The following is a 17,830-nucleotide window of genomic DNA, read 5'->3' as shown; positions in this document are numbered from 1 at the left end:
CGCGGTTAGACTGGGTGGTTCCCCAGTGTTTGCCGCCTCGAAATGGGTTGCGGCGCAGCGAAATAAATTGATTCGAACACTTGTGCGAGCGGTGATCTTGTTCTAAAGTTGAGGCATGGATATCGGGGGAATCCGCACAGCGTTGGCTGTGGTTGCGCAGGGGTCACCGCCTGAAGCTGATGCCGTTCTGGCCGAGCAGGTGGTGGCGTTGATCAAGGTTCGTCATCTTGTTGATCACGTGTTGTCGGTGTGGGCGGGGGCGCTCGATCGGCGTGGTGTGGCCAAGCGGCTCGGAGCGGCGTCCACTGCTGCTCTGTTGATGAGCGGGGGACTTGCGCCGGGGTGTTCCCACCGCACGGTGCGGGTAGGTCGTGCCTTGGCGTTGTTACCGCGGGTCGAGGATCATGCTCGCGACGGTGACTTCTCCGGCGAGCAGGTCGACGCGATCGTGCGGGGCATAGCGCATGTCGAGCGAGCTGTGCCCGAATTGCCGGACGCAGCCCGCGACGCTGTGTGAACCGCCTGCTGGGGCAGGCGTGGTCGGGTGCCACACCCACTGAGATCGGTGAACGGGCTCGTGGTGATGCGTGCGCGCTCGCGCCAACAACCGGTGCGGTGCCGGTGTCGGAAAACGCTGCGCTGAACGGCTTCACGGTCACTCCCGGTGGTGACGGGCGGGTGCGCGGAAAGTTCGACGTCGACGCGATTCTCGGGGAGAAATTGTTGACCGGGCTGGATCCACTGACCAGGCCGATGCCGGCCGACGACGGCACGCCCGACCCACGCTCGACCGAACAACGAATGGCCGAAGGCCTCGAGCGCTTGATCGACGCCTACTTGCAGGCCGAAGACCGGCCGACGGTGGGTGGGGTGCGCCCGCATCTGACGATGACCGTTGATGCGCGTGAGCTGGCCGAGGAAGGGGCGGCACTGCCGGGGTCAGGGGCGTCGACGGATGAGTACGCGCAGTTCCTCGATGATCGGGGTTATACGAGCGCGTTCCACTTGCAGTGGATGGGTCCGATCAGTGGTGAAGCCGCACGGTTACTGGCCTGCGATGCCACGTTGACGTCGATGATCCTCAACGGTGAACGTGTACCTCTCGACGTCGGTCGAGAACATCGCACGGTCACCCCGGCGATACGGAAAGCGTTGTTGGCGCGCGATTGTGGATGCGCGTTCCCAGGATGTGGTCGCCCTGCGGGATGGACCGATGCCCATCACATCGAGCACTGGTCCAAAGGCGGCAAGACCAGCCTGAGCAACACCGTCCTGTTGTGTCGGCACCATCACCGAATGATTCACCACCAGGGGTGGGCAGTCGCGATAGGTGGCGATGGGCATCCGTGGTTCACGCCACCGAAGAGTGTCGATCGACGACAGAAACCGATACCGGCCCACCGGCGGTCGCAGATCGTCCTGCCGGCCGCCGCCTAGAACTCGAGATCTCGAACTGCAGACCATGTAACCGATCGACCAGCTCCTTGACAACTACACAGTGTGAGGCCGACTCAGTCCCAGTCTCTGGGGCGTCAGTTCCTCAGTGCGGGGAGCACCTTCTCGCCGATGAGGTGCACGCTGTCCCAGGATGGTTGCTCAGGCATCCCGCCGCACAGGGGGTGACTTGTCACCAGGCGTACTTCGCGACTTCGGCACTTCTCGACCAGGTCGTCCGGGGTGCAGACCAGATAGCCCGTGCCGCTACGAAGTTCGTCCACGGTGGTGGAGCTGTCTCGAACATGCGAGGCGTGATCGCCGTGCCATGCCTCGTACGCCTGGGCGTCGGCGAGAAGGTACGAACCGTAGTGGTGCCAGAACCGGTCCGGGTCTTCGGAGCAGAACACCGTCGACGGCCCTGGCGGCGGCATCATCACAAAACCCGGTTCGCGGCCGTGCGCACGGCATTCGGACTCGTACAGGTCGCGCAACGCGGTGTCGGCGACTTGGGGTTGGAAGCCGAGGTCGAGCCGGGCGGCGCGCAGAGCAGCAGCCCTGGAGCCGCCGCCGTAGAACAACATCGGATGGGGCTTGGACAACGGCGCCGGAGTCACCTGCGCTGTCCGTCCTTCGAACTCGAACGGTTCTCCACTCCACGCGGCCCGAAGAACGCCGATCAGTCGTTCGATATCGGCGCCCCGACTGCCCCACGGCCGACCGAGTTGGGCGTACTCGTGGGGCAGGTACCCGAGTCCCAGTGTGTACGACACCCGGCCCCCGCTGAGGTGGTCGAGGACGGCGATGTCCTCGGCCAGCCGCAGCGGGTCGTACAAATTCGCGACAAGCGCGGACACTGTGATCGCGATCCGAGACGTTCGCGCGGCGAACGCCGACGCCACCAGCATCGGACTCGGGAGGTAGCCGTCGGGCGAACCGTGGTGCTCCGACAACATCAGGGCGTCCTGGCCGTGCGTGTCGAGGTACTTCGCCTGCTCCACCGACCGCGCGAACAGTTCGCCGCGGGCGGCGGGGGGTGGCGCCGGGAGCGCGGAAGTCGAATCGAGTCGCGAAGAATGTCACCGGACGACTCTCAGTCCGTTGCCCGCGTCGCCTTCTTGTGGTTCTTGATGACCTCGCCGAACATCATGTTGAGCCGGGTACCTTGCGGCCAGCCGATGTAATAGCAGAGGAACAAAGCGATTTCGAGTAGCTGATCGCCATCGAGTTCGCCGTTCCCGAGTGCGGCGCCGGCCTGGATCTCGGCGACATCGGTCTGCCCGGTTGCGGCCAGCGCGCCCAGCAGCAGCAGTCTCCGATCCCGCACGGTGAGACCCTCACGGGTCCACACCTCGGCGAACAGCTGATCGGCGGTGTGAGCGAAGAAGTCGCCCGGGCCGTCCTGCATGTCCCACCCGTACACCTTGGACATCATGTCCAGGCCCCGTTGACGTCGCTCTGACGTGCCCTCAGTTGTCATTGTTTGCCTTTCCCACACCCAAGCCGTCAGCGAAACGATCCAAAGAGATATGCCCGAGCGGCAGATCGACCCCGAGTTCGGCGCCGAGCTGCAAGGCGAGTGCAAGGTCCTTCTCGCCGAGATCCCGCACGTGCGTGAAGATCCCGTACCAGAAGTCGTCGGGATCGATGGGCGCCGTGGTGTCCCGCAGCATGATCGCACCCGGTCCACCCGTTATCGCATCGGTGTGCCGGACCACCTTGCCGAGCTTGGCGATGTCGATGCCCGCCGCCTCCGCCAGCCGCGCCGCCTCGGTGGTCGCGGTGAAAGCGATGAAGTGAAGCAGATTGCGGGCCAACTTCATCCGGGTACCAGCACCCACCGGTCCGGCGTGCACCATCATGTCCGAGACGGATGAGTACGGCTCTTTCAGCTGTAGATAGGCCGACCGCTCACCGCCGACCATGATGGCGAGCTTGCCTTGTTGCGCTCCGGGGGCGCCCCCGGAGACCGGTGCATCCACCAACTCCACGCGGGACTTCGCGCACACCGCGGCGAGATCGATCGCGGTCTGCGGACCGATCGTGGAGTGGATCGCGATGACCGTGCCGGGCGCCGCGGTCTGCAGGATGCCGTCGGGGCCGGAGACCACCGACTTGACCTGCTCGTCGTTGAGGACGGTGATGCCGATGACCCCTGCGGTCTTGGCGACCTCGGCAGGCGAATCAGCCAGCGTGGCTCCGGCTTCGACCAGCTTGTCGGCCGCCTCGGGCCGGGTGTCGCAGACAACCAGGCCGCCGGGCCAGGCGAGTAGGCGCTCGGCCATGGGGGCACCCATGTTGCCCAGGCCGATGAAGCCGACTGCTTTCTGATCTGTCATGACCGGATGATCTGTCCGCCATCGACATTGAAGATCTGACCGGTGATCCAGCCGGCTTCGTCCGACAGCAGGAACAGGAGCATGCCGACCAGATCGTCGGGTGTACCCATGCGAGACAGCGGCAGCTTGCTGACCATGTCCTTGACCATGCTGCCCGGCGTCGTCGACTTGGTCGCCTCGGTGTCGATGGGCCCCGGTGCGATCGCGTTGACGCGGATGCCGGAACCGCCGAGTTCGGTGGCGAGCTGCTGGGTCAGGCCGTTCACTCCCACCTTGGCCAAGCCGTAGAAGCCGCTGTACAGCCATGCCGCGGTGGAGGACTGGTTGACGATCGCGCTACCGGGCTTCATGTGACCGTAGACCGCACGGGTCACGTTAAGGGCGCCGTCGAGGTTCACGCTCATGAACTTCTTGTAGTAATCCCAGGGGACGGTGATGAGGAAGTCGAGCTTCATCCCGCCGTAGATCGCGGCGTTGTTCACGAGATAGTCGATCTGCCCGTACGCATCGAGGGTGGCGGTGGCCAGGGCCTGCGCCGACTCGGGATCGGAGACGTCGGTGTTGACGTAGAGTCCACCGAGGTCGCCAGCGACCTGCTTGCCTGCCTCGTCGTTGAGGTCGGCGACCACAACGTTGGCGCCCTCGGCGGCCAGACGGCGTGCATAGATTTCGCCGATACCACCGGCGGCGCCGGTGACGATGGCGGTTTTGCCTTCAAATCGGTTGTTGCTCATACATGCTCCTTATGCTGGTGCCGCGATGGCCTTGAGTTCCAGGTATTCTTCGAATCCGGCAACGCCCATCTCGCGTCCGATGCCGGATTGCTTGTAGCCGCCGAACGGTACGTCGGCGCCGTACCAGATACCACCGTTGATGCTCATCGTCCCGGTGCGGACGCCGTCGACAACGTGCTGGATGCGCTCGGGGTCGGTGCCCCACACAGCACCGGACAGGCCGTAGGGGGAATCGTTGGCGATGTTGATCGCGTCGTCGTCGCCGTCGTGGGGGATGATCACGAGCACGGGGCCGAAGATCTCTTCTTGCGCAACACGTGCAGAGTTCTCCACCCCCGAGATCAGGGTGGGCTCGATGTAGTAGCCCTTCTCCTTGTTCGCGGGCCTGCCGCCACCGATCTCGATGGTGCCGCCCTCGTCGCGCGCCAGCTTCAAGTAGCCCTCGACGCGGTCTCGCTGCGTCGCGGAGATGACCGGACCACAGATGGTTCCGGCATCGGTGGGATCTCCGGCAGGTAGTCCCGCCATCGAATCACGGGTCAGCGCAATGGCTTCGTCGTACTTCTCGCGGGGAACCAGCAGTCGCGTGGTCAACGCGCAACCCTGGCCCGCATGGGTGACCACGGAGAAGCCGGCCATGGAGCAGGCCGATGCGAGGTCGGCGTCGTCGAGCACGATGAACGCCGACTTGCCGCCGAGTTCGAGGAAGACGCGCTTGAGGCTGTCGGCGGCTGCCGCCATCACCTTCTTGCCGGTTGCGGTGGAGCCCGTGAACGAGACGATGTCGACGCGGGGATCGCTCGAAAGTACGGCTCCCACAGAGTGATCGCTCGAGGTGACGATGTTGATCACACCGGCCGGGATATCGGTTTCCTCGGCGATGACCTTGCCGACCAGCGCCGCGCACCAAGGGGTGTCGGGGGCGGGCTTGAGGACCACCGTGCAACCGGCCGCCAGCGCGGGGCCGATCTTCGCGAAGTTGATCTGGTGCGGGAAGTTCCACGGCGTGATGGCGCCGACCACTCCGGCGGCCTCACGCTGTACGCGCCGCTGGGTCTTGATACCCATCGGCTTGGCCCGACCGAGGTCGCTTTCCCATTCGTAGCTCTCGGCGAGGTCGGCCAACCAGCCGAGATCGTTGATCGGGCCCTCGAGTTGGGGGCCTGAGGTCAGGAAGTGGGGGGCACCCACCTCGGCGATGGTGATCTCGCGGAGCTCTTCGATATGGCCCTGCAAGGCGTCGCGGAGTTGGCGCAGGCACTTGGCCCGGAAGGTGTGGTCGTGGCGCCAGGTGGTGGTGTCGAATGCCGTGCGCGCGGCGGCGATGGCGGCCTCCATGTCGGCGACGGTGCCGTCGGCGGCCTGCCCGATCACCTCCTCGGTGGCCGGGTTGATGATGTCGAAAGTGCCACCGGAACCGGGTACGAGCTTCCCGTCGATGAGCAGCTCAGAGCTGGTTTCTGGCTTCAGCGCCATTGCTGGTCGCCTCCTTCTGGACACGTGTCTGGACTCGAGTATGAACCTAGTGTAATGTCAGCGTCCATGTCCAGTCCGGTTTCTTTCGAATCCACTCGCCGGCGGCTGACGACCGCTCAGGCGGAGACCGTCAACCGGTTGACCGCCGCGGCGGTGGAGGTGTTGCGGGAAGTCGGATACGACGCCTTGACCGTGCGATCTGTGGCCAAGCGCGCAGGCGTCGCACCGGCCACGGCCTACACGTACTTCAGTTCCAAGGGCCATGTGGTGGCCGAGCTCTTCTGGCGCCGGCTGGCCGAGGGGATCGCCGACCCCGACCCCTCGTTGCCCAGAACCGAACGGGTTGTCACCCAATTGCGTTCGGTGGCATTGGCTGTCGAGGACGACACCCATCTGGCCCGTGCGGTGACCGCATCGCTGCTGGGCTCGGATCCGGATGTCGAGCACCTCCGGTTGCGGATCGGCGTGTTGATCCGGCAACGACTGGCCACCGCCCTCGGCGGCGACCCCGAGGCCCCTGAGAACGAGGCGCTGCTGGAGGCGCTCGAAATGCTGTACTCCGGCGCGCTCGTGCGTGCCGGCATGGGATACGAAACCTATTCCGCCATCGCCGACCGGCTCGACGCGGCGGCACGACTACTGCTGGAGAACCGATGACCACAGGTATGCAGACCCGGGTCCCGTTCGACCCCTACGACTACAACTTCCACGAAGACCCCTATCCCACGTATGCCCGCCTGCGCGCCGAGGCGCCGGTGTACCACAACGCGGACATGGACTTCTGGGCGTTCGCCAAGCACGAGGACGTACGCAACGGATTCCGCGATGCGGTCCGGTTGTCCAACAGCTGGGGTGTGTCGATGGACCCGGCCGCGTACGGCCCCGATGCGCACAAGTCGATGTCGTTCCTTGCCCTTGACGACCCGAAGCACATGCGTATCCGCAAACTGGTCTCCAAGGGCTTCACGCCCAAGCGGGTCGCGGAGCTGGGTGACCGGATCGCTGAACTGACCCAACAACACTGGAGTCGCTGCCTGGAGATGGGGGAGTTCGACTACGTCACCGAGTTCGCCGGTCTGCTGCCGATGGATGTGGTGTCGGAGTTGCTCGACGTGCCGGTGGCCGACCGCGCCCACCTGCGGACCCAGTCCGACCTGCTGATCCACCGCGAAGAGGGCGTCTTCGACGTTCCCGAGGCCGCGGTGCTCGCCTACTTCGAGCTGACCCGCTACTACACCGAGCTGCTCGTCGAGCGCCGCAAGAAGCCGGGTACCGACCTGGTGTCCGCTCTCCTCGACGCCGAGGTCCTCGACGACGAGACGGGTGAGAAGACCAGGCTCACCGAGGACGAGATCATCGGGTTCATGATCCTGATGATCGTCGCAGGCAACGAGACGACCACCAAATTGCTTGCGAATGCGGTGTATTGGGGATGGCGGTTCCCTGATCAGCTCGCGATACCGATGGCCGATCCCGAGGCCGTGCCCCAGTGGACCGAAGAGACCCTGCGGTACGACAACTCCACCCAGATCGTCGTCCGCCGGGTCATGGAGGACGTCGAGTACGGCGGCTACACGATCCCAGCCGGTCAGCGTGTGCTCTTGCTCCTGGGCTCGGCGAACCGCGACGAGGACGTGTTCGAGAACCCCGACAACTACGACATCACCAGGGACAGCTCGCAGGCCCTGACCAGCTTCGGCCTCGGCACCCACTTCTGCCTCGGCGCACACCTCGCGCGGCTGGAAGCCAATGTCGCACTGGGACAGATCGTCAAGTCGATCGACCAGATCGACATCGACATCGAGAACGCCGCCCGGGTGCACTCGGTCAACGTCCGCGGGTTCGCGGCCCTGCCCATGAAAGTGAAGGTGCGCTGATGCCACGGTTCCCCGGACACCCAGAACGCAGGCCGGTGGTCGTCGCCGGTGCCTCGTCCGGCATCGGCGCAGCGACGGCCGTCATGCTCGGTGCGGCCGGCTATCCGGTGGCACTGGGCGCCCGGCGGGTGCAGAAGTCACAGGAGTTCGCCGACCAGATCAACGAAGCGGGTGGCGAGGCGATCGCCCTGCCGCTCGACATCACCGATGCCGACTCGATCGACGAGTTCGTCACCAAGGCCGAAGCCCAGCTCGGTCCCATCGAGGTGGCCGTGTCCGGTGCCGGCGACCTGGAACCGGGACGCTCGTTCGAGGTGTCCACCGACGACTTCGCCGCGCAGGTGAACATCCACCTGTTCGGGGCGCAACGTCTGTACCGCAGGCTGATTCCCGAGATGATCGGTCGCCGGCGTGGTGATTTTGTGTTCATCAGCTCCGATGTGGTGGTGTCGCCGCGTCCGCAGATGGGCGCCTACGTGGCCGCCAAATGCGGTGTCGAAGGACTCGCCGAAGTCGCCAGGATGGAACTCGAGGGCACGGGTGTGCGCGCCAGTCTCGTTCGTCCCGGCCAGGTGATGACCGGCATGGGGATGAACTTCTCGCCCGAGGTCGCCGAATCGGTGCTCAACGACTGGATTCCGTGGGGCCTGGCCCGGCACGGCAACTTCCTCAAGCCCGTTCATCTGGCCACCGCGGTCACAACCATCGTTTCAATGCCTCGGGGTGCACACATGCGCCTGGTCGAGGTCGAGGCCGAAGCCCCGGTCGCTCGTACTGAAGGAGACAGCAAATGACACTGACCAAGCCCAAGCGCGTATCCGGTGGCGACGGCGAGCACGGCCATCTCGACGAGTTGTCCACCGATCCCATCGGCCTGTTCAAGCGGGTCCGTGAAGAATGCGGCGACGTCGGGATCTTCCAGCTCGCCGACCGCGAGGTCGCGCTGGTCTCGGGCGCCGCGGCCAATGAAGCCTTCTTCCGTGCATCGGAAGAGGACCTGGACCAGGCGGCGGCCTACCCCTTCATGACGCCCATCTTCGGTGAGGGTGTGGTGTTCGATGCCAGCCCCGAACGGCGTTCGGAGATGCTCCACAACCAGGCGCTCAAGGGTGCCCACATGAAGAACCACGCCGTCACGATCCCGCTCGAGGTCGAGCGCATGATCGCCGACTGGGGTGACGAGGGCGAGATCGATCTGCTCGAGTTCTTCGCCGAACTGACCATCTACACGTCGTCGACCTGCCTGGTGGGCAAGAAGTTCCGCGAACAGCTCGACGGCAGGTTCGCGCATCTCTACCACGACCTCGAGAAGGGCACCGACCCGATCGCGTACGTGGACGCCCATGCCGACATCGAGAGTTTCCGCAAGCGTGACGCCGCCCGCGAGGGACTGGTCGCGCTGGTCCAGGAAATCATGGACACCCGCATCGCCGAGCCGGACGAGAGCGACGACAAGGACCTGCTCGACGTCCTGGTCTCGATCCGCGACGAGGAGGGAAACCTCCGTTTCACCGCGGACACCATCACCGGGATCTTCATCTCGATGATGTTCGCCGGACACCACACCACATCCGGCACCGCTGCCTGGACGCTGATCGAACTGCTGCGCCACCCCGACTACATGAAGCAGGTCACCGACGAGCTCGACGAGATCTACTCCGGTGGTGCCGAATACAGCTTCGGTGCGATGCGTCAGATCCCCAAGCTGGAGTCGGCGCTCAAAGAAGCCCTGCGGTTGCACCCTCCGCTGATCGTGTTGATGCGCGTGGTCCAGAACGAGTTCATCGTCGAGGACTTCGAGATCACCGCGGGCCAGACCATCGCCGCGTCGCCTGCCATCTCCAACCGGTTGCCGGAAGACTTCCCGAACCCGGACAGCTTCGACCCGGACCGCTACCTCGAACCCCGTCAGGAAGATCTCGCCAACCGGTGGACGTGGATTCCCTTCGGTGCGGGCAGGCACCGTTGCGTCGGCGCGCAGTTCGCCATCATGCAGCTCAAGGCGATCTTCTCTGTGCTGCTGCAGAACTATGAGTTCGAGATGAGCCAGCCGTCCGAGTCGTACAAGAACGATCACTCGAAAATGGTTGTGCAGCTCGCCCAGCCGTGCAAGGTGAAGTACCGCAAGCGCGCTCGCTGAAGACGGGAGCAGCCGATGAGAATCGAAGTCGACCTGGATCTGTGCCAGGGACACGCAATGTGCGAAATGGAAGCGCCGGAGATCTTCGAAGCTGAACGCGAATCGGTGAATCTCCTTGACCCGCAACCGGATGACAGTCATTTGGAGGACGTGAAGCGCGCTGTGCGTTACTGTCCCACTCAGGCCCTCAAGATCATTGAAGAATGAAAGTTGGTTATTTCCATGGCATTTGATCGCGCTGAGCTCGACGAGATGGTCGAGCGCTGGCTGCAGGGGAACGTCGACTGCGAGAAAGCCGGCGACTGGCGTCCACTTGCGGAGTTCTACACCGAAGACGCCACATACGGCTGGAATTATGGCGCCAAGCATGACTTCATGGCGGTCGGTCGAGATGAGATCCGTGACTACGCGATCGGCTACGAGATGGACGGTCTCGACGGGTGGACCTACCCCTACCAGACGTGGGTGATCGATGAGAAGACCGGCGACATGCTCGGACTGTGGAAGCAGATCTTCGAGGCCACCCGCCCGGATGGTTCGCACTATGGGCTGGAAGGGATCCAGGGCAGCTGGTTCAAGTACGCCGGCGATTACAAGTGGGGCTGGCAGCGGGACTTCTTCGACTACGGCAACGTCACCGCACTGTTCATGGAGATGATGACCGACGGCGTGATGAGCAAGGGAATGCAGGGCCGCATCGACCGGGTCGTCAACGCCAAGGAGTTGCTGCCAGGGTGGTACCCCCTCGGCAAGACTCCAGTTCCGATGTGGTGACCGGCAGATGTCATACGCGGACCTGAGTCGCGCCCAGCTGGCCAAGCTGGTGCCAGAACTACTGCTGTCCGGCCAATTGATCGACCGGTCCGGAATGGCGCACTGCATAGCGGCTTTCGGCCGCGAGACCATGGCACAGATTGCGATCGAGGAGTGGATGGCCGCGAGCCCGGTCTACACCGGGCGGATGCGAACCGCTCTGCAGATCGACGGTGACGGCGTGGCGGACATGTTCAAATGCCTGCAACTCGACATCGGCGCACCACCGCAGTTCATGGACTTCCGCTACACGATCTTCGACAAGTATCACGGCGAGTTCGTCCTCAACCACTGCGGCGCGTTGATGGACGTGGAGCCGATGGGCGACGACTACGTGACCTCGATGTGCCACGACATCGAAGACCCCACCTTCGACGCCACCGCGATCGCCACCAACCGGCGGGCACGGATTCGCCCGATCCACCGGCCACCTCGCCGTCCGGCCGATCAGCACCCGCACTGCGCGTGGACGGTCACCATCGAGCCGGACCGCGAAGAGCTACCGCTGCCTCCCGAATCCATCGAGATGTCGAAAACACAGGCTGCGAAGATTGAACTGTCGCCGATCGACCCGGAAAGCGAGGGCCACGGCGACTACATCGGGCCGGTCTGGGAAGACCTGCGTTTCGAGGACTGGTCCCACTCGGCCCTGGTGCGTATCGCCGAAGAGGTTGCACTGCAACACCATCTGCTGGCGTTGGGCTTCTTGATGTCGGTGCGGGGCAAGACCGACCAAGACAAGGCAGCCGAGATCTTCCGCAAGCAGTTGACGGGAATATCCGGTCTGACGGCCGATCGATTGCGTAAATGCCTTGGCCTTGGACAGGGCGCCGAGGATCTGGCCGCGGTACTGCGGGTACATCCGATCCTCGGCCCTGATCAGTACGCGGGCACCGAGGTGTCGGTGCACGGCACGGGGGAGTCCGCCATCGTCCGGCTGCGTATCCCTGCCGATTCCAGTGCGGTCGGCGACGGCGGCTGGCTGGCACACATCGATCCAGACCATCTCGAACCGGTCCTGGCGATGGCCACCGGTGTCGATCTCACCTGGTCGGCGGTGACCGGTTACCGCGACGGTGGCGACGTTGTGGTCGAGATCGCACATGCCGAAGCCATCAAGGAACTCGGCGAGGTCACGATTGCGCGATTCAGCGGCGGATCGACCTTTGAATTCGCCGATCGAGGTATCCCGCTGTCGATCACGCCGGTCAACTCGGGCGCCTGACCTCCGTGGCCGAACAGCATCTCTCCGGCAAGTGCGTGGTGATCGCCGGTTCGAGCCGGGGAATCGGTCGCGCCGTGGCCGAATGCCTTGTCGCCGAGGGTGCATCGGTGGTGATCAACGGACGCGACGGTGACGTGGCCTCCCGCGTCGCCGCCGATCTGAGGGACCGCGGCGGTGTCGCTGTGGCGGTTGCCGGTTCGGCGGCCGATGACGGCGTCGCCGAAGCATTGATCGCGGCATCGATCGACGGGTTCGGCCGCTTGGATGCGGTGATCAACTGCGCCGGGATCGCCGAACCCGAACAGTCGTCGATCCTCACCATGTCGACTGCCGACTTCCGCGCGCAGCTCGACGCCCACCTGCTGAGCACCTTCGAGTTGGCTCGGGTGGCCGCGCCGGTCCTGTCCCGGCAAGCTCACGGGTCGATCGTGGCCACGGGCTCGGCGGCCGCGGCCGGCAACTTCGGTGGCACCGGATACCCGGCGGCCAAGGGCGGCGTCAACGGTCTGGCGCTGGCGCTGGCCGCAGACCTGAAGCCGCACGGCGTCCGGGTCAACGTCATCTGTCCCGGTGGGAGAACCCGACTGTCGACCGGTGCCGGCTACGAAGCGCACATCAAGGGTCTCTTCGAGCGCGGACTGCTCGACGAGTTCACCCGTGACGCCGCGCTCGATCCGGCACCACCGGATTACGTGGCCCCGCTGTACGCCTACCTGGTGAGTGATCTGGCGTCCGAGGTGACCGGCCAGATATTCAGTGCAGCAGGAGGATTCATCGGCCGATATCCGGCTTTCGAGCCTGCTTTCGTGGCGTATCGCGGACATCAGGACGAACCCCCCTACACGTTGCCGGAGCTGCATGGACTCGTTCCCGGCTGAGCCGTACCCGCGGCGGTCGTGGTAGGTAGTGGACATGACCGAATCGTCCGGGCCGCTGACCTCGCTCGCCATCGAGTACTCGAAGACCGACGCGGGGGTTCGATCGTTTCGTCAGTACGTGGGGACCGGATTGGTGGACCACCGGGGCGATGCCGGACTGACCTCGGTCGCCACACTCGCCGAGATCGTCGGCGGCGCTGAGTTCTACCATTCACAACCCCCGGGCTCGGCCACCGTGCAGGCTCGGCTTGCGCTTTCGATGCCGGCACCCGTGAGGATCGGAAGCTCGATTCGAGGCAGTGGTCGGGTGGTCGGCATCTCAGACGGACACGGGGTGACATCGGCAGAACTCGTCGACGACGACGACGACGGCCGCGTCGTGTGTCTGGCTACCGGGCGGGCAATCGTCGTCAGCAGGCCGACCGGAGAGATGCCAGAGGGTCAGGCCGGCAGCGCCGGGGGTGATGCTCACCTTGCTCAGCAGGAGCCGGCGCCGGCACCTCTCGACCCCACGCTCACCGGTCTCGACATACTTCGTGGACTCGTCGACGGCGCCATCGAACACGGGCCGGTCCAACGCCTCTTCGGCGTTCGGGTGGCAGCAGTCGGGGAGAACAACATCTCCGTCGCGGTCACACCCACGGCCGGTATGGCCAATCAGATGGGAACGATGCACGGCGGAGTGGTGATGGCCGCGATGACGGAGGCGTGCTCGCTCGGCGCGGAATTGCCCGCCGCCGCGGGAGTTCGTTTCCGGATCGTCGACATGACGCTCAGCTACTTCCGGTCGCCCGCGATAGATGCCGGTGAGCTGATCATCTCTGTTCAGCTGATCAAGGCCGGACGACGGATCGCCTCGTTGCTGGCCACCATGATGGGCGCCGACGGAACAGTCCTCGCGGAGGCCACGGCCGACGCGGCCGCCTGAGCGAGCCGAACTCCCGTCGAGCGGGCCGAAACCTCCGTCGAGCGGGCCGAAACTCCCGTCGACCGGGCCGAAACTTCCGTCGAGCGGGCCGAAACTTCCGTCGACCGGGCCGATCGGCGCACTTGCTCGCTTACCCGGCGCGGGCTTCAGCCCGGTCGAGAGCCTTACGGCCCGCTCGATTGGGATTTCGGCCCGCTCGATGGTCACGAGGGCCCGCTCGACGGGAGTTTCGGCCCGGTCGACGGGTACGAGAGTCCGCTCGGGGCCAAAACAAGCAGCAGTGCTTGCTTTAGCTCCCGGGTCGTGTGATGCTGGCCCGGTGAGCATCGTGGCCGAGTTGGTGGCAGACCTGTCCGCCGAGATCGACGTCGTAGACAGCATGGTTGCAGATCTACCCGAATCCGACTGGTTCGCAAGCACTCCCGCTGCTGGGTGGCGGGTCATCGACCAGGTGGCGCACCTGTCGTGGACCGACGAGCAGGCGCGCGTCGCGGCCACCGACCCCGCAGCGTTCGACGACATCCTCAAGACGGCATGGGAGAAACCCGCCACGTTCGTCGATGACGGGGCTCGTGAAGAGGCGGCGAAACCGCCCGCGCAACTCCTTGCCGAATGGCGTACGCGCCGACGTGCTCTGATGGACGCGCTCTTGTCCCACCCGCCCGGCGAGAAGCTGCCGTGGTTCGGGCCGCCCATGTCGGCGGCATCGATGGCCACGGCCCGGCTCATGGAGGTGTGGGCTCACGGCCTCGACATCGCCGATGCGCTGGGAATCTCCAACGAACCGACCGCTCGACTGAAGTCGATTGCACACTTGGGGGTCAGAACCCGTGATTTTGCGTATCAGGTGAACCAGATCATTCCTCCCGCCGAGGAATTCCGGTATGAGCTGACGGCTCCCGACGGTTCGGTGTGGACGTGGGGGCCAGAGGGGGCTGCGCAAAAGGTGTCCGGTTCGGCTCTCGACTTCTGCCTCTTGGTGACCCAACGCCGAAACCCGGCAGATGTCGACATCCGCACCGAGGGTGACGATGCGGCCCGGTGGGCGACCATCGCGCAGTGCTTCGCGGGCCCTCCTGGAGGCGGCCGATGAGCGCGGTACGCATCGGCAACGCGTCAGGTTTCTACGGTGACCGCTTCGCCGCGATGCAGGAGATGCTGACCGGCGGTGAACTCGACTACCTGACCGGCGACTACCTTGCCGAGCTGACCATGCTCATCCTCGGACGTGACCGACTCAAGGACTCCACGCTCGGATACGCGAAAACCTTTCTGCGACAGATGGAGACGAATCTCGGCACGGCGATGGATCGCGGTGTCAAGATCGTCAGCAACGCGGGCGGGGTGAACCCGGCGGGCCTGGCCGAGGCGTTGACCCGGCTGGCCGGCGAACTCGGCCTCTCGCCGTCAATCGCCTACATCGACGGCGACGACCTCACCGCGAGTGCTGCCGATCTCGGGCTGGGAACGCCACTGACAGCAAACGCGTACCTCGGTGGCTTCGGCATCGCCGCCGCCCTGCAGGCCGGCGCCGACATCGTGGTGACCGGTCGCGTCACCGACGCGTCACTCGCCGTGGGTCCCGCCATCGCCCACTTCGGTTGGGAGCCCGACCATCTCGATCAGATCGCCGGTGCCATGGTCGCCGGCCACATCATCGAATGCGGCACCCAGGCAACCGGCGGCAACTATGCGTTCTTCACCGAGATCGCAGACCTGCGTCACCCGGGATTCCCGATCGCCGAGGTCGAGGCCGACGGGTCGTCGGTGATCACCAAACATGCCGGAACGGGCGGGGCGGTCACGGTCGGAACCGTCACAGCTCAGTTGCTGTACGAGGTAGGCGGGCCGCGCTACCTCGGGCCTGATGCAACCACTCGTCTCGACACGATCGAGCTCGAGGATCTCGGCGACGACCGCGTGCGGGTGACCGGTGTGCGAGGTGAGGCACCACCGGACACCCTGAAGGTGTCGCTGAACCACCTGGCCGGATTCCGTAACGAGGTCACCATGATCCTCACGGGTCTGGACATCGAGGCGAAGGCCGAACTGGTGCGGGCGCAGTTCGAGTCCGAGTTGCATCGCGCACCGGCCGACCTCACCTGGACCCTCACCCGCCTCGATCAAACCGACGCACCGACGCAACAACAGGCGAGTGCAGTGCTCCAGTGCGTCGCCAAGGACGCTGACCCGAAGGTCGTCGGGCGCCAGTTCTCCTCGGCTGCGGTCGAATTGGCGCTGGCCAGTTACCCGGGCTTCACGATGACCGCCCCGCCGGGGACAGGCTCACCCTTTGCGGTGTTCGAGCCCGGATATGTACCGGCACACCGCGTTCCTCACCGTGTGCATCTCGCGGACGGAACGACGCTCGACATCGATGCCAGCCCGGTGGCGACGTCGGCTCCGGCTGCCGACACATTCTCGCCGGACGAGCCCGCTGATCCCGCCCGCTGGGGTCTCACCCGACGGGCTCCGCTGGGCGACATCGCCGGCGCGCGCAGTGGGGACAAGGGCGGAAGCGCCAATGTCGGTGTGTGGGTGCGCAACCCGGACCACTTCGAGTGGCTGGTGACAACCCTGACGACCGATCGGTTCACAGCCTTGATCCCCGAAGCCGCCGAACTGACGGTCCATCGCCACGTCTTCCCGAACCTGCTGGCGATGAACTTCGTGATCGAGGGCATCCTCGGTCGCGGTGTCGCGGACAACGTCCGGTTCGACCCTCAGGCCAAAGGCCTGGGGGAATGGCTGAGATCACGACACATCGACATCCCCATCGAATTCGGAGAGCTGACGTGAGAACACTCGAGACCCCAGCGTGGAGAACTGACGAGCGGGCGCAATTGCGCAGTACCGTCAGGGCTTTCGCGCAGCGACACATCTTGCCGCACCAGGACGAGTGGGAGCGCCTCGGCGAGCTGCCGCTGGACCTGCACAAGCAGGCCGCGGAGGTGGGACTCCTCGGATTGGGCTTTCCCGAAGAAGTCGGCGGCTCGGGTGGAGACCTGATCGACGCCACGATCTTGGGCGAGGAACTGCACTATGCGGGTGTGTCCGGTGGAGTGTTCTCGTCGCTGCTCACCTGCGGGATCGCGCTACCGCATCTGATCGCCGCACGAGATGCCGAGCAGATCGAGAAGTGGGTCCGGCCCACGTTGGCCGGAGAGAAGATCGGCAGTCTCGCGATCACCGAACCCGGCGGTGGCAGCGATGTCGGCCACCTGACCACCGCTGCGGTTCGCGACGGCGATCACTACATCGTCAGCGGCGCCAAGACCTACATCACCTCAGGTGTACGTGCGGACTTCGTCGTCACCGCGGTACGCACCGGCGGGCCGGGTGCAGGTGGCGTCTCCCTGCTGGTGGTCGAGCGCGGCACCCCGGGCTTCACGGTCACCCGCAAGCTCGACAAGATGGGTTGGCGCGCATCGGATACCGCTGAGCTGTCGTACGTGGACGTCCGCGTACCCGTCACCAACCTCGTCGGTGCGGAGAACTCCGGGTTCGTGCAGATCGCGCAAGCCTTTGTCACCGAACGGGTCGGCCTGGCCGTGCAGGCCTACGCCAGCGCCCAACGGTGTCTCGACCTCACCCTGGAGTGGATCCGTGAGCGGCACACGTTCGGCAAACCGCTGATCGCCCGGCAGTCGGTGCAGGAAACGGTCACCGAGATGGCCCGCAAGATCGACGTGGTCCGCACCTACACCCACGCGATCGTGGACGCCGCGGCCGCCGGCGAGACCGATCTGATCGCCGAGGTCTGTTTCGCGAAGAACAGCGCGGTCGAGGCCGGGGAGTGGGTGGCCGACAAGGCAGTGCAGCTGTTCGGTGGGGCGGGGTACATGACCGGCACCGAGGTCGAACGCCAGTATCGCGACATGCGAATCATCGGCATCGGCGGCGGAACCACCGAAATCCTCACCGGCCTGGCCGGAAAACGATTGGGGTATCACCCGTGAGCGCGCCCGAGATCGACGACGCCACCA

19 protein-coding genes are annotated in these 17,830 nt (G+C 65.1%); 14 read left to right on the top strand and 5 right to left on the bottom strand.

What is annotated here, in order from left to right; translation table 11 throughout:
* Nucleotides 1-115 precede the first annotated feature (115 nt).
* Nucleotides 116-517 (top strand): hypothetical protein, encoded by a 402-nt coding sequence (locus tag W823_RS37960; RefSeq protein ID WP_038252531.1) that lies wholly within the window; start codon nt 116-118, stop codon nt 515-517.
* Nucleotides 514-1,437, top strand: a complete 924-nt coding sequence (locus tag W823_RS37955; RefSeq protein WP_051406408.1) for an HNH endonuclease signature motif containing protein — start codon at nt 514-516, stop codon at nt 1,435-1,437. Before W823_RS37960 ends, W823_RS37955 begins: the two co-directional genes overlap by 4 nt.
* 95 nt (nt 1,438-1,532) lie before the next feature.
* Here the strand turns inward: W823_RS37955 and W823_RS37950 are convergent, their stop codons facing one another.
* The 5 genes from W823_RS37950 to W823_RS37930 form a co-directional block, all read right to left on the bottom strand.
* Nucleotides 1,533-2,435, bottom strand: a complete 903-nt coding sequence (locus tag W823_RS37950; protein ID WP_235189451.1) for an LLM class flavin-dependent oxidoreductase — start codon at nt 2,433-2,435, stop codon at nt 1,533-1,535.
* A gap of 92 nt (nt 2,436-2,527) precedes the next feature.
* Nucleotides 2,528-2,914 (bottom strand): carboxymuconolactone decarboxylase family protein, encoded by a 387-nt coding sequence (locus W823_RS37945; protein WP_023956199.1) that lies wholly within the window; start codon nt 2,912-2,914, stop codon nt 2,528-2,530.
* Nucleotides 2,904-3,773: an NAD(P)-dependent oxidoreductase gene (locus W823_RS37940; RefSeq protein WP_023956197.1), complete on the bottom strand. Its 870-nt coding sequence runs from the start codon at nt 3,771-3,773 to the stop codon at nt 2,904-2,906. Before W823_RS37940 ends, W823_RS37945 begins: the two co-directional genes overlap by 11 nt.
* On the bottom strand, nt 3,770-4,507 hold the full coding sequence (locus tag W823_RS37935; RefSeq protein ID WP_023956195.1) for an SDR family oxidoreductase: 738 nt from the start codon (nt 4,505-4,507) through the stop codon (nt 3,770-3,772). The genes W823_RS37940 and W823_RS37935 overlap by 4 nt, the downstream gene beginning before the upstream one ends.
* 9 nt (nt 4,508-4,516) lie before the next feature.
* Nucleotides 4,517-5,983 (bottom strand): aldehyde dehydrogenase, encoded by a 1,467-nt coding sequence (locus W823_RS37930; RefSeq protein WP_023956193.1) that lies wholly within the window; start codon nt 5,981-5,983, stop codon nt 4,517-4,519.
* Nucleotides 5,984-6,049: 66 nt separating this feature from the next.
* Between W823_RS37930 and W823_RS37925 the strand changes: the two genes are divergently transcribed.
* The 12 genes from W823_RS37925 (at nt 6,050) to W823_RS37870 (ending at nt 17,803) form a co-directional block, all read left to right on the top strand.
* Nucleotides 6,050-6,640 carry a TetR/AcrR family transcriptional regulator gene (locus W823_RS37925; RefSeq protein WP_030165000.1) on the top strand — a complete coding sequence of 197 codons (591 nt, stop codon included), beginning with the start codon at nt 6,050-6,052 and terminating at the stop codon, nt 6,638-6,640.
* Nucleotides 6,637-7,860, top strand: coding sequence for a cytochrome P450 (locus tag W823_RS37920; protein WP_023956189.1), 1,224 nt, complete (start codon nt 6,637-6,639; stop codon nt 7,858-7,860). The genes W823_RS37925 and W823_RS37920 overlap by 4 nt, the downstream gene beginning before the upstream one ends.
* A complete protein-coding gene (locus W823_RS37915; RefSeq protein ID WP_023956187.1) occupies nt 7,860-8,654 on the top strand; it encodes an SDR family oxidoreductase in 795 nt (264 codons plus the stop codon). The genes W823_RS37920 and W823_RS37915 overlap by 1 nt, the downstream gene beginning before the upstream one ends.
* Nucleotides 8,651-10,000 (top strand): cytochrome P450, encoded by a 1,350-nt coding sequence (locus W823_RS37910; protein WP_023956185.1) that lies wholly within the window; start codon nt 8,651-8,653, stop codon nt 9,998-10,000. The genes W823_RS37915 and W823_RS37910 overlap by 4 nt, the downstream gene beginning before the upstream one ends.
* A 15-nt stretch (nt 10,001-10,015) precedes the next feature.
* On the top strand, nt 10,016-10,207 hold the full coding sequence (locus tag W823_RS37905) for a ferredoxin (RefSeq protein ID WP_023956183.1): 192 nt from the start codon (nt 10,016-10,018) through the stop codon (nt 10,205-10,207).
* Between the two features lie 15 nt (nt 10,208-10,222).
* A complete protein-coding gene (locus W823_RS37900) occupies nt 10,223-10,774 on the top strand; it encodes a hypothetical protein (RefSeq protein WP_023956181.1) in 552 nt (183 codons plus the stop codon).
* 7 nt (nt 10,775-10,781) lie between these two features.
* A complete protein-coding gene (locus tag W823_RS37895; protein ID WP_023956179.1) occupies nt 10,782-12,038 on the top strand; it encodes a hypothetical protein in 1,257 nt (418 codons plus the stop codon).
* A 5-nt stretch (nt 12,039-12,043) separates the two neighbouring features.
* Entirely contained in the window at nt 12,044-12,916 is an 873-nt protein-coding gene (locus tag W823_RS37890) for an SDR family NAD(P)-dependent oxidoreductase (RefSeq protein WP_023956177.1), read from the top strand.
* A 34-nt stretch (nt 12,917-12,950) separates the two neighbouring features.
* Nucleotides 12,951-13,844, top strand: coding sequence for a PaaI family thioesterase (locus W823_RS37885; RefSeq protein ID WP_152538009.1), 894 nt, complete (start codon nt 12,951-12,953; stop codon nt 13,842-13,844).
* A gap of 328 nt (nt 13,845-14,172) precedes the next feature.
* Nucleotides 14,173-14,937, top strand: coding sequence for a TIGR03084 family metal-binding protein (locus tag W823_RS37880; protein WP_023956174.1), 765 nt, complete (start codon nt 14,173-14,175; stop codon nt 14,935-14,937).
* On the top strand, nt 14,934-16,643 hold the full coding sequence (locus W823_RS37875; RefSeq protein ID WP_023956172.1) for an acyclic terpene utilization AtuA family protein: 1,710 nt from the start codon (nt 14,934-14,936) through the stop codon (nt 16,641-16,643). The genes W823_RS37880 and W823_RS37875 overlap by 4 nt, the downstream gene beginning before the upstream one ends.
* Nucleotides 16,640-17,803, top strand: coding sequence for an acyl-CoA dehydrogenase family protein (locus tag W823_RS37870; RefSeq protein WP_023956170.1), 1,164 nt, complete (start codon nt 16,640-16,642; stop codon nt 17,801-17,803). Before W823_RS37875 ends, W823_RS37870 begins: the two co-directional genes overlap by 4 nt.
* The last annotated feature ends 27 nt before the right edge of the window (nt 17,804-17,830 follow it).

The sequence above is a fragment of the Williamsia sp. D3 genome (assembly GCF_000506245.1).
In the GTDB taxonomy this organism is placed as follows: Bacteria; Actinomycetota; Actinomycetes; order Mycobacteriales; family Mycobacteriaceae; genus Williamsia; species Williamsia muralis.
Note: the sequence above shows the minus strand (reverse complement) of the source record. Positions and strands in the feature narration are given on the sequence as shown.

Bases quoted from the DNA above. Each gene is read 5' to 3' on its own strand.
- W823_RS37905 (WP_023956183.1), top strand. From the start codon at position 10,016: ATGAGAATCGAAGTCGACCTGGATCTGTGCCAGGGACACGCAATGTGC.
- W823_RS37910 (WP_023956185.1), top strand. From the start codon at position 8,651: ATGACACTGACCAAGCCCAAGCGCGTATCCGGTGGCGACGGCGAGCAC.
- W823_RS37925 (WP_030165000.1), top strand. From the start codon at position 6,050: ATGTCCAGTCCGGTTTCTTTCGAATCCACTCGCCGGCGGCTGACGACC.
- W823_RS37940 (WP_023956197.1), bottom strand. From the start codon at position 3,773: ATGACAGATCAGAAAGCAGTCGGCTTCATCGGCCTGGGCAACATGGGT.
- W823_RS37895 (WP_023956179.1), top strand. From the start codon at position 10,782: ATGTCATACGCGGACCTGAGTCGCGCCCAGCTGGCCAAGCTGGTGCCA.
- W823_RS37915 (WP_023956187.1), top strand. From the start codon at position 7,860: ATGCCACGGTTCCCCGGACACCCAGAACGCAGGCCGGTGGTCGTCGCC.
- W823_RS37935 (WP_023956195.1), bottom strand. From the start codon at position 4,507: ATGAGCAACAACCGATTTGAAGGCAAAACCGCCATCGTCACCGGCGCC.
- W823_RS37930 (WP_023956193.1), bottom strand. From the start codon at position 5,983: ATGGCGCTGAAGCCAGAAACCAGCTCTGAGCTGCTCATCGACGGGAAG.
- W823_RS37920 (WP_023956189.1), top strand. From the start codon at position 6,637: ATGACCACAGGTATGCAGACCCGGGTCCCGTTCGACCCCTACGACTAC.
- W823_RS37945 (WP_023956199.1), bottom strand. From the start codon at position 2,914: ATGACAACTGAGGGCACGTCAGAGCGACGTCAACGGGGCCTGGACATG.
- W823_RS37900 (WP_023956181.1), top strand. From the start codon at position 10,223: ATGGCATTTGATCGCGCTGAGCTCGACGAGATGGTCGAGCGCTGGCTG.
- W823_RS37875 (WP_023956172.1), top strand. From the start codon at position 14,934: ATGAGCGCGGTACGCATCGGCAACGCGTCAGGTTTCTACGGTGACCGC.
- W823_RS37885 (WP_152538009.1), top strand. From the start codon at position 12,951: ATGACCGAATCGTCCGGGCCGCTGACCTCGCTCGCCATCGAGTACTCG.
- W823_RS37960 (WP_038252531.1), top strand. From the start codon at position 116: ATGGATATCGGGGGAATCCGCACAGCGTTGGCTGTGGTTGCGCAGGGG.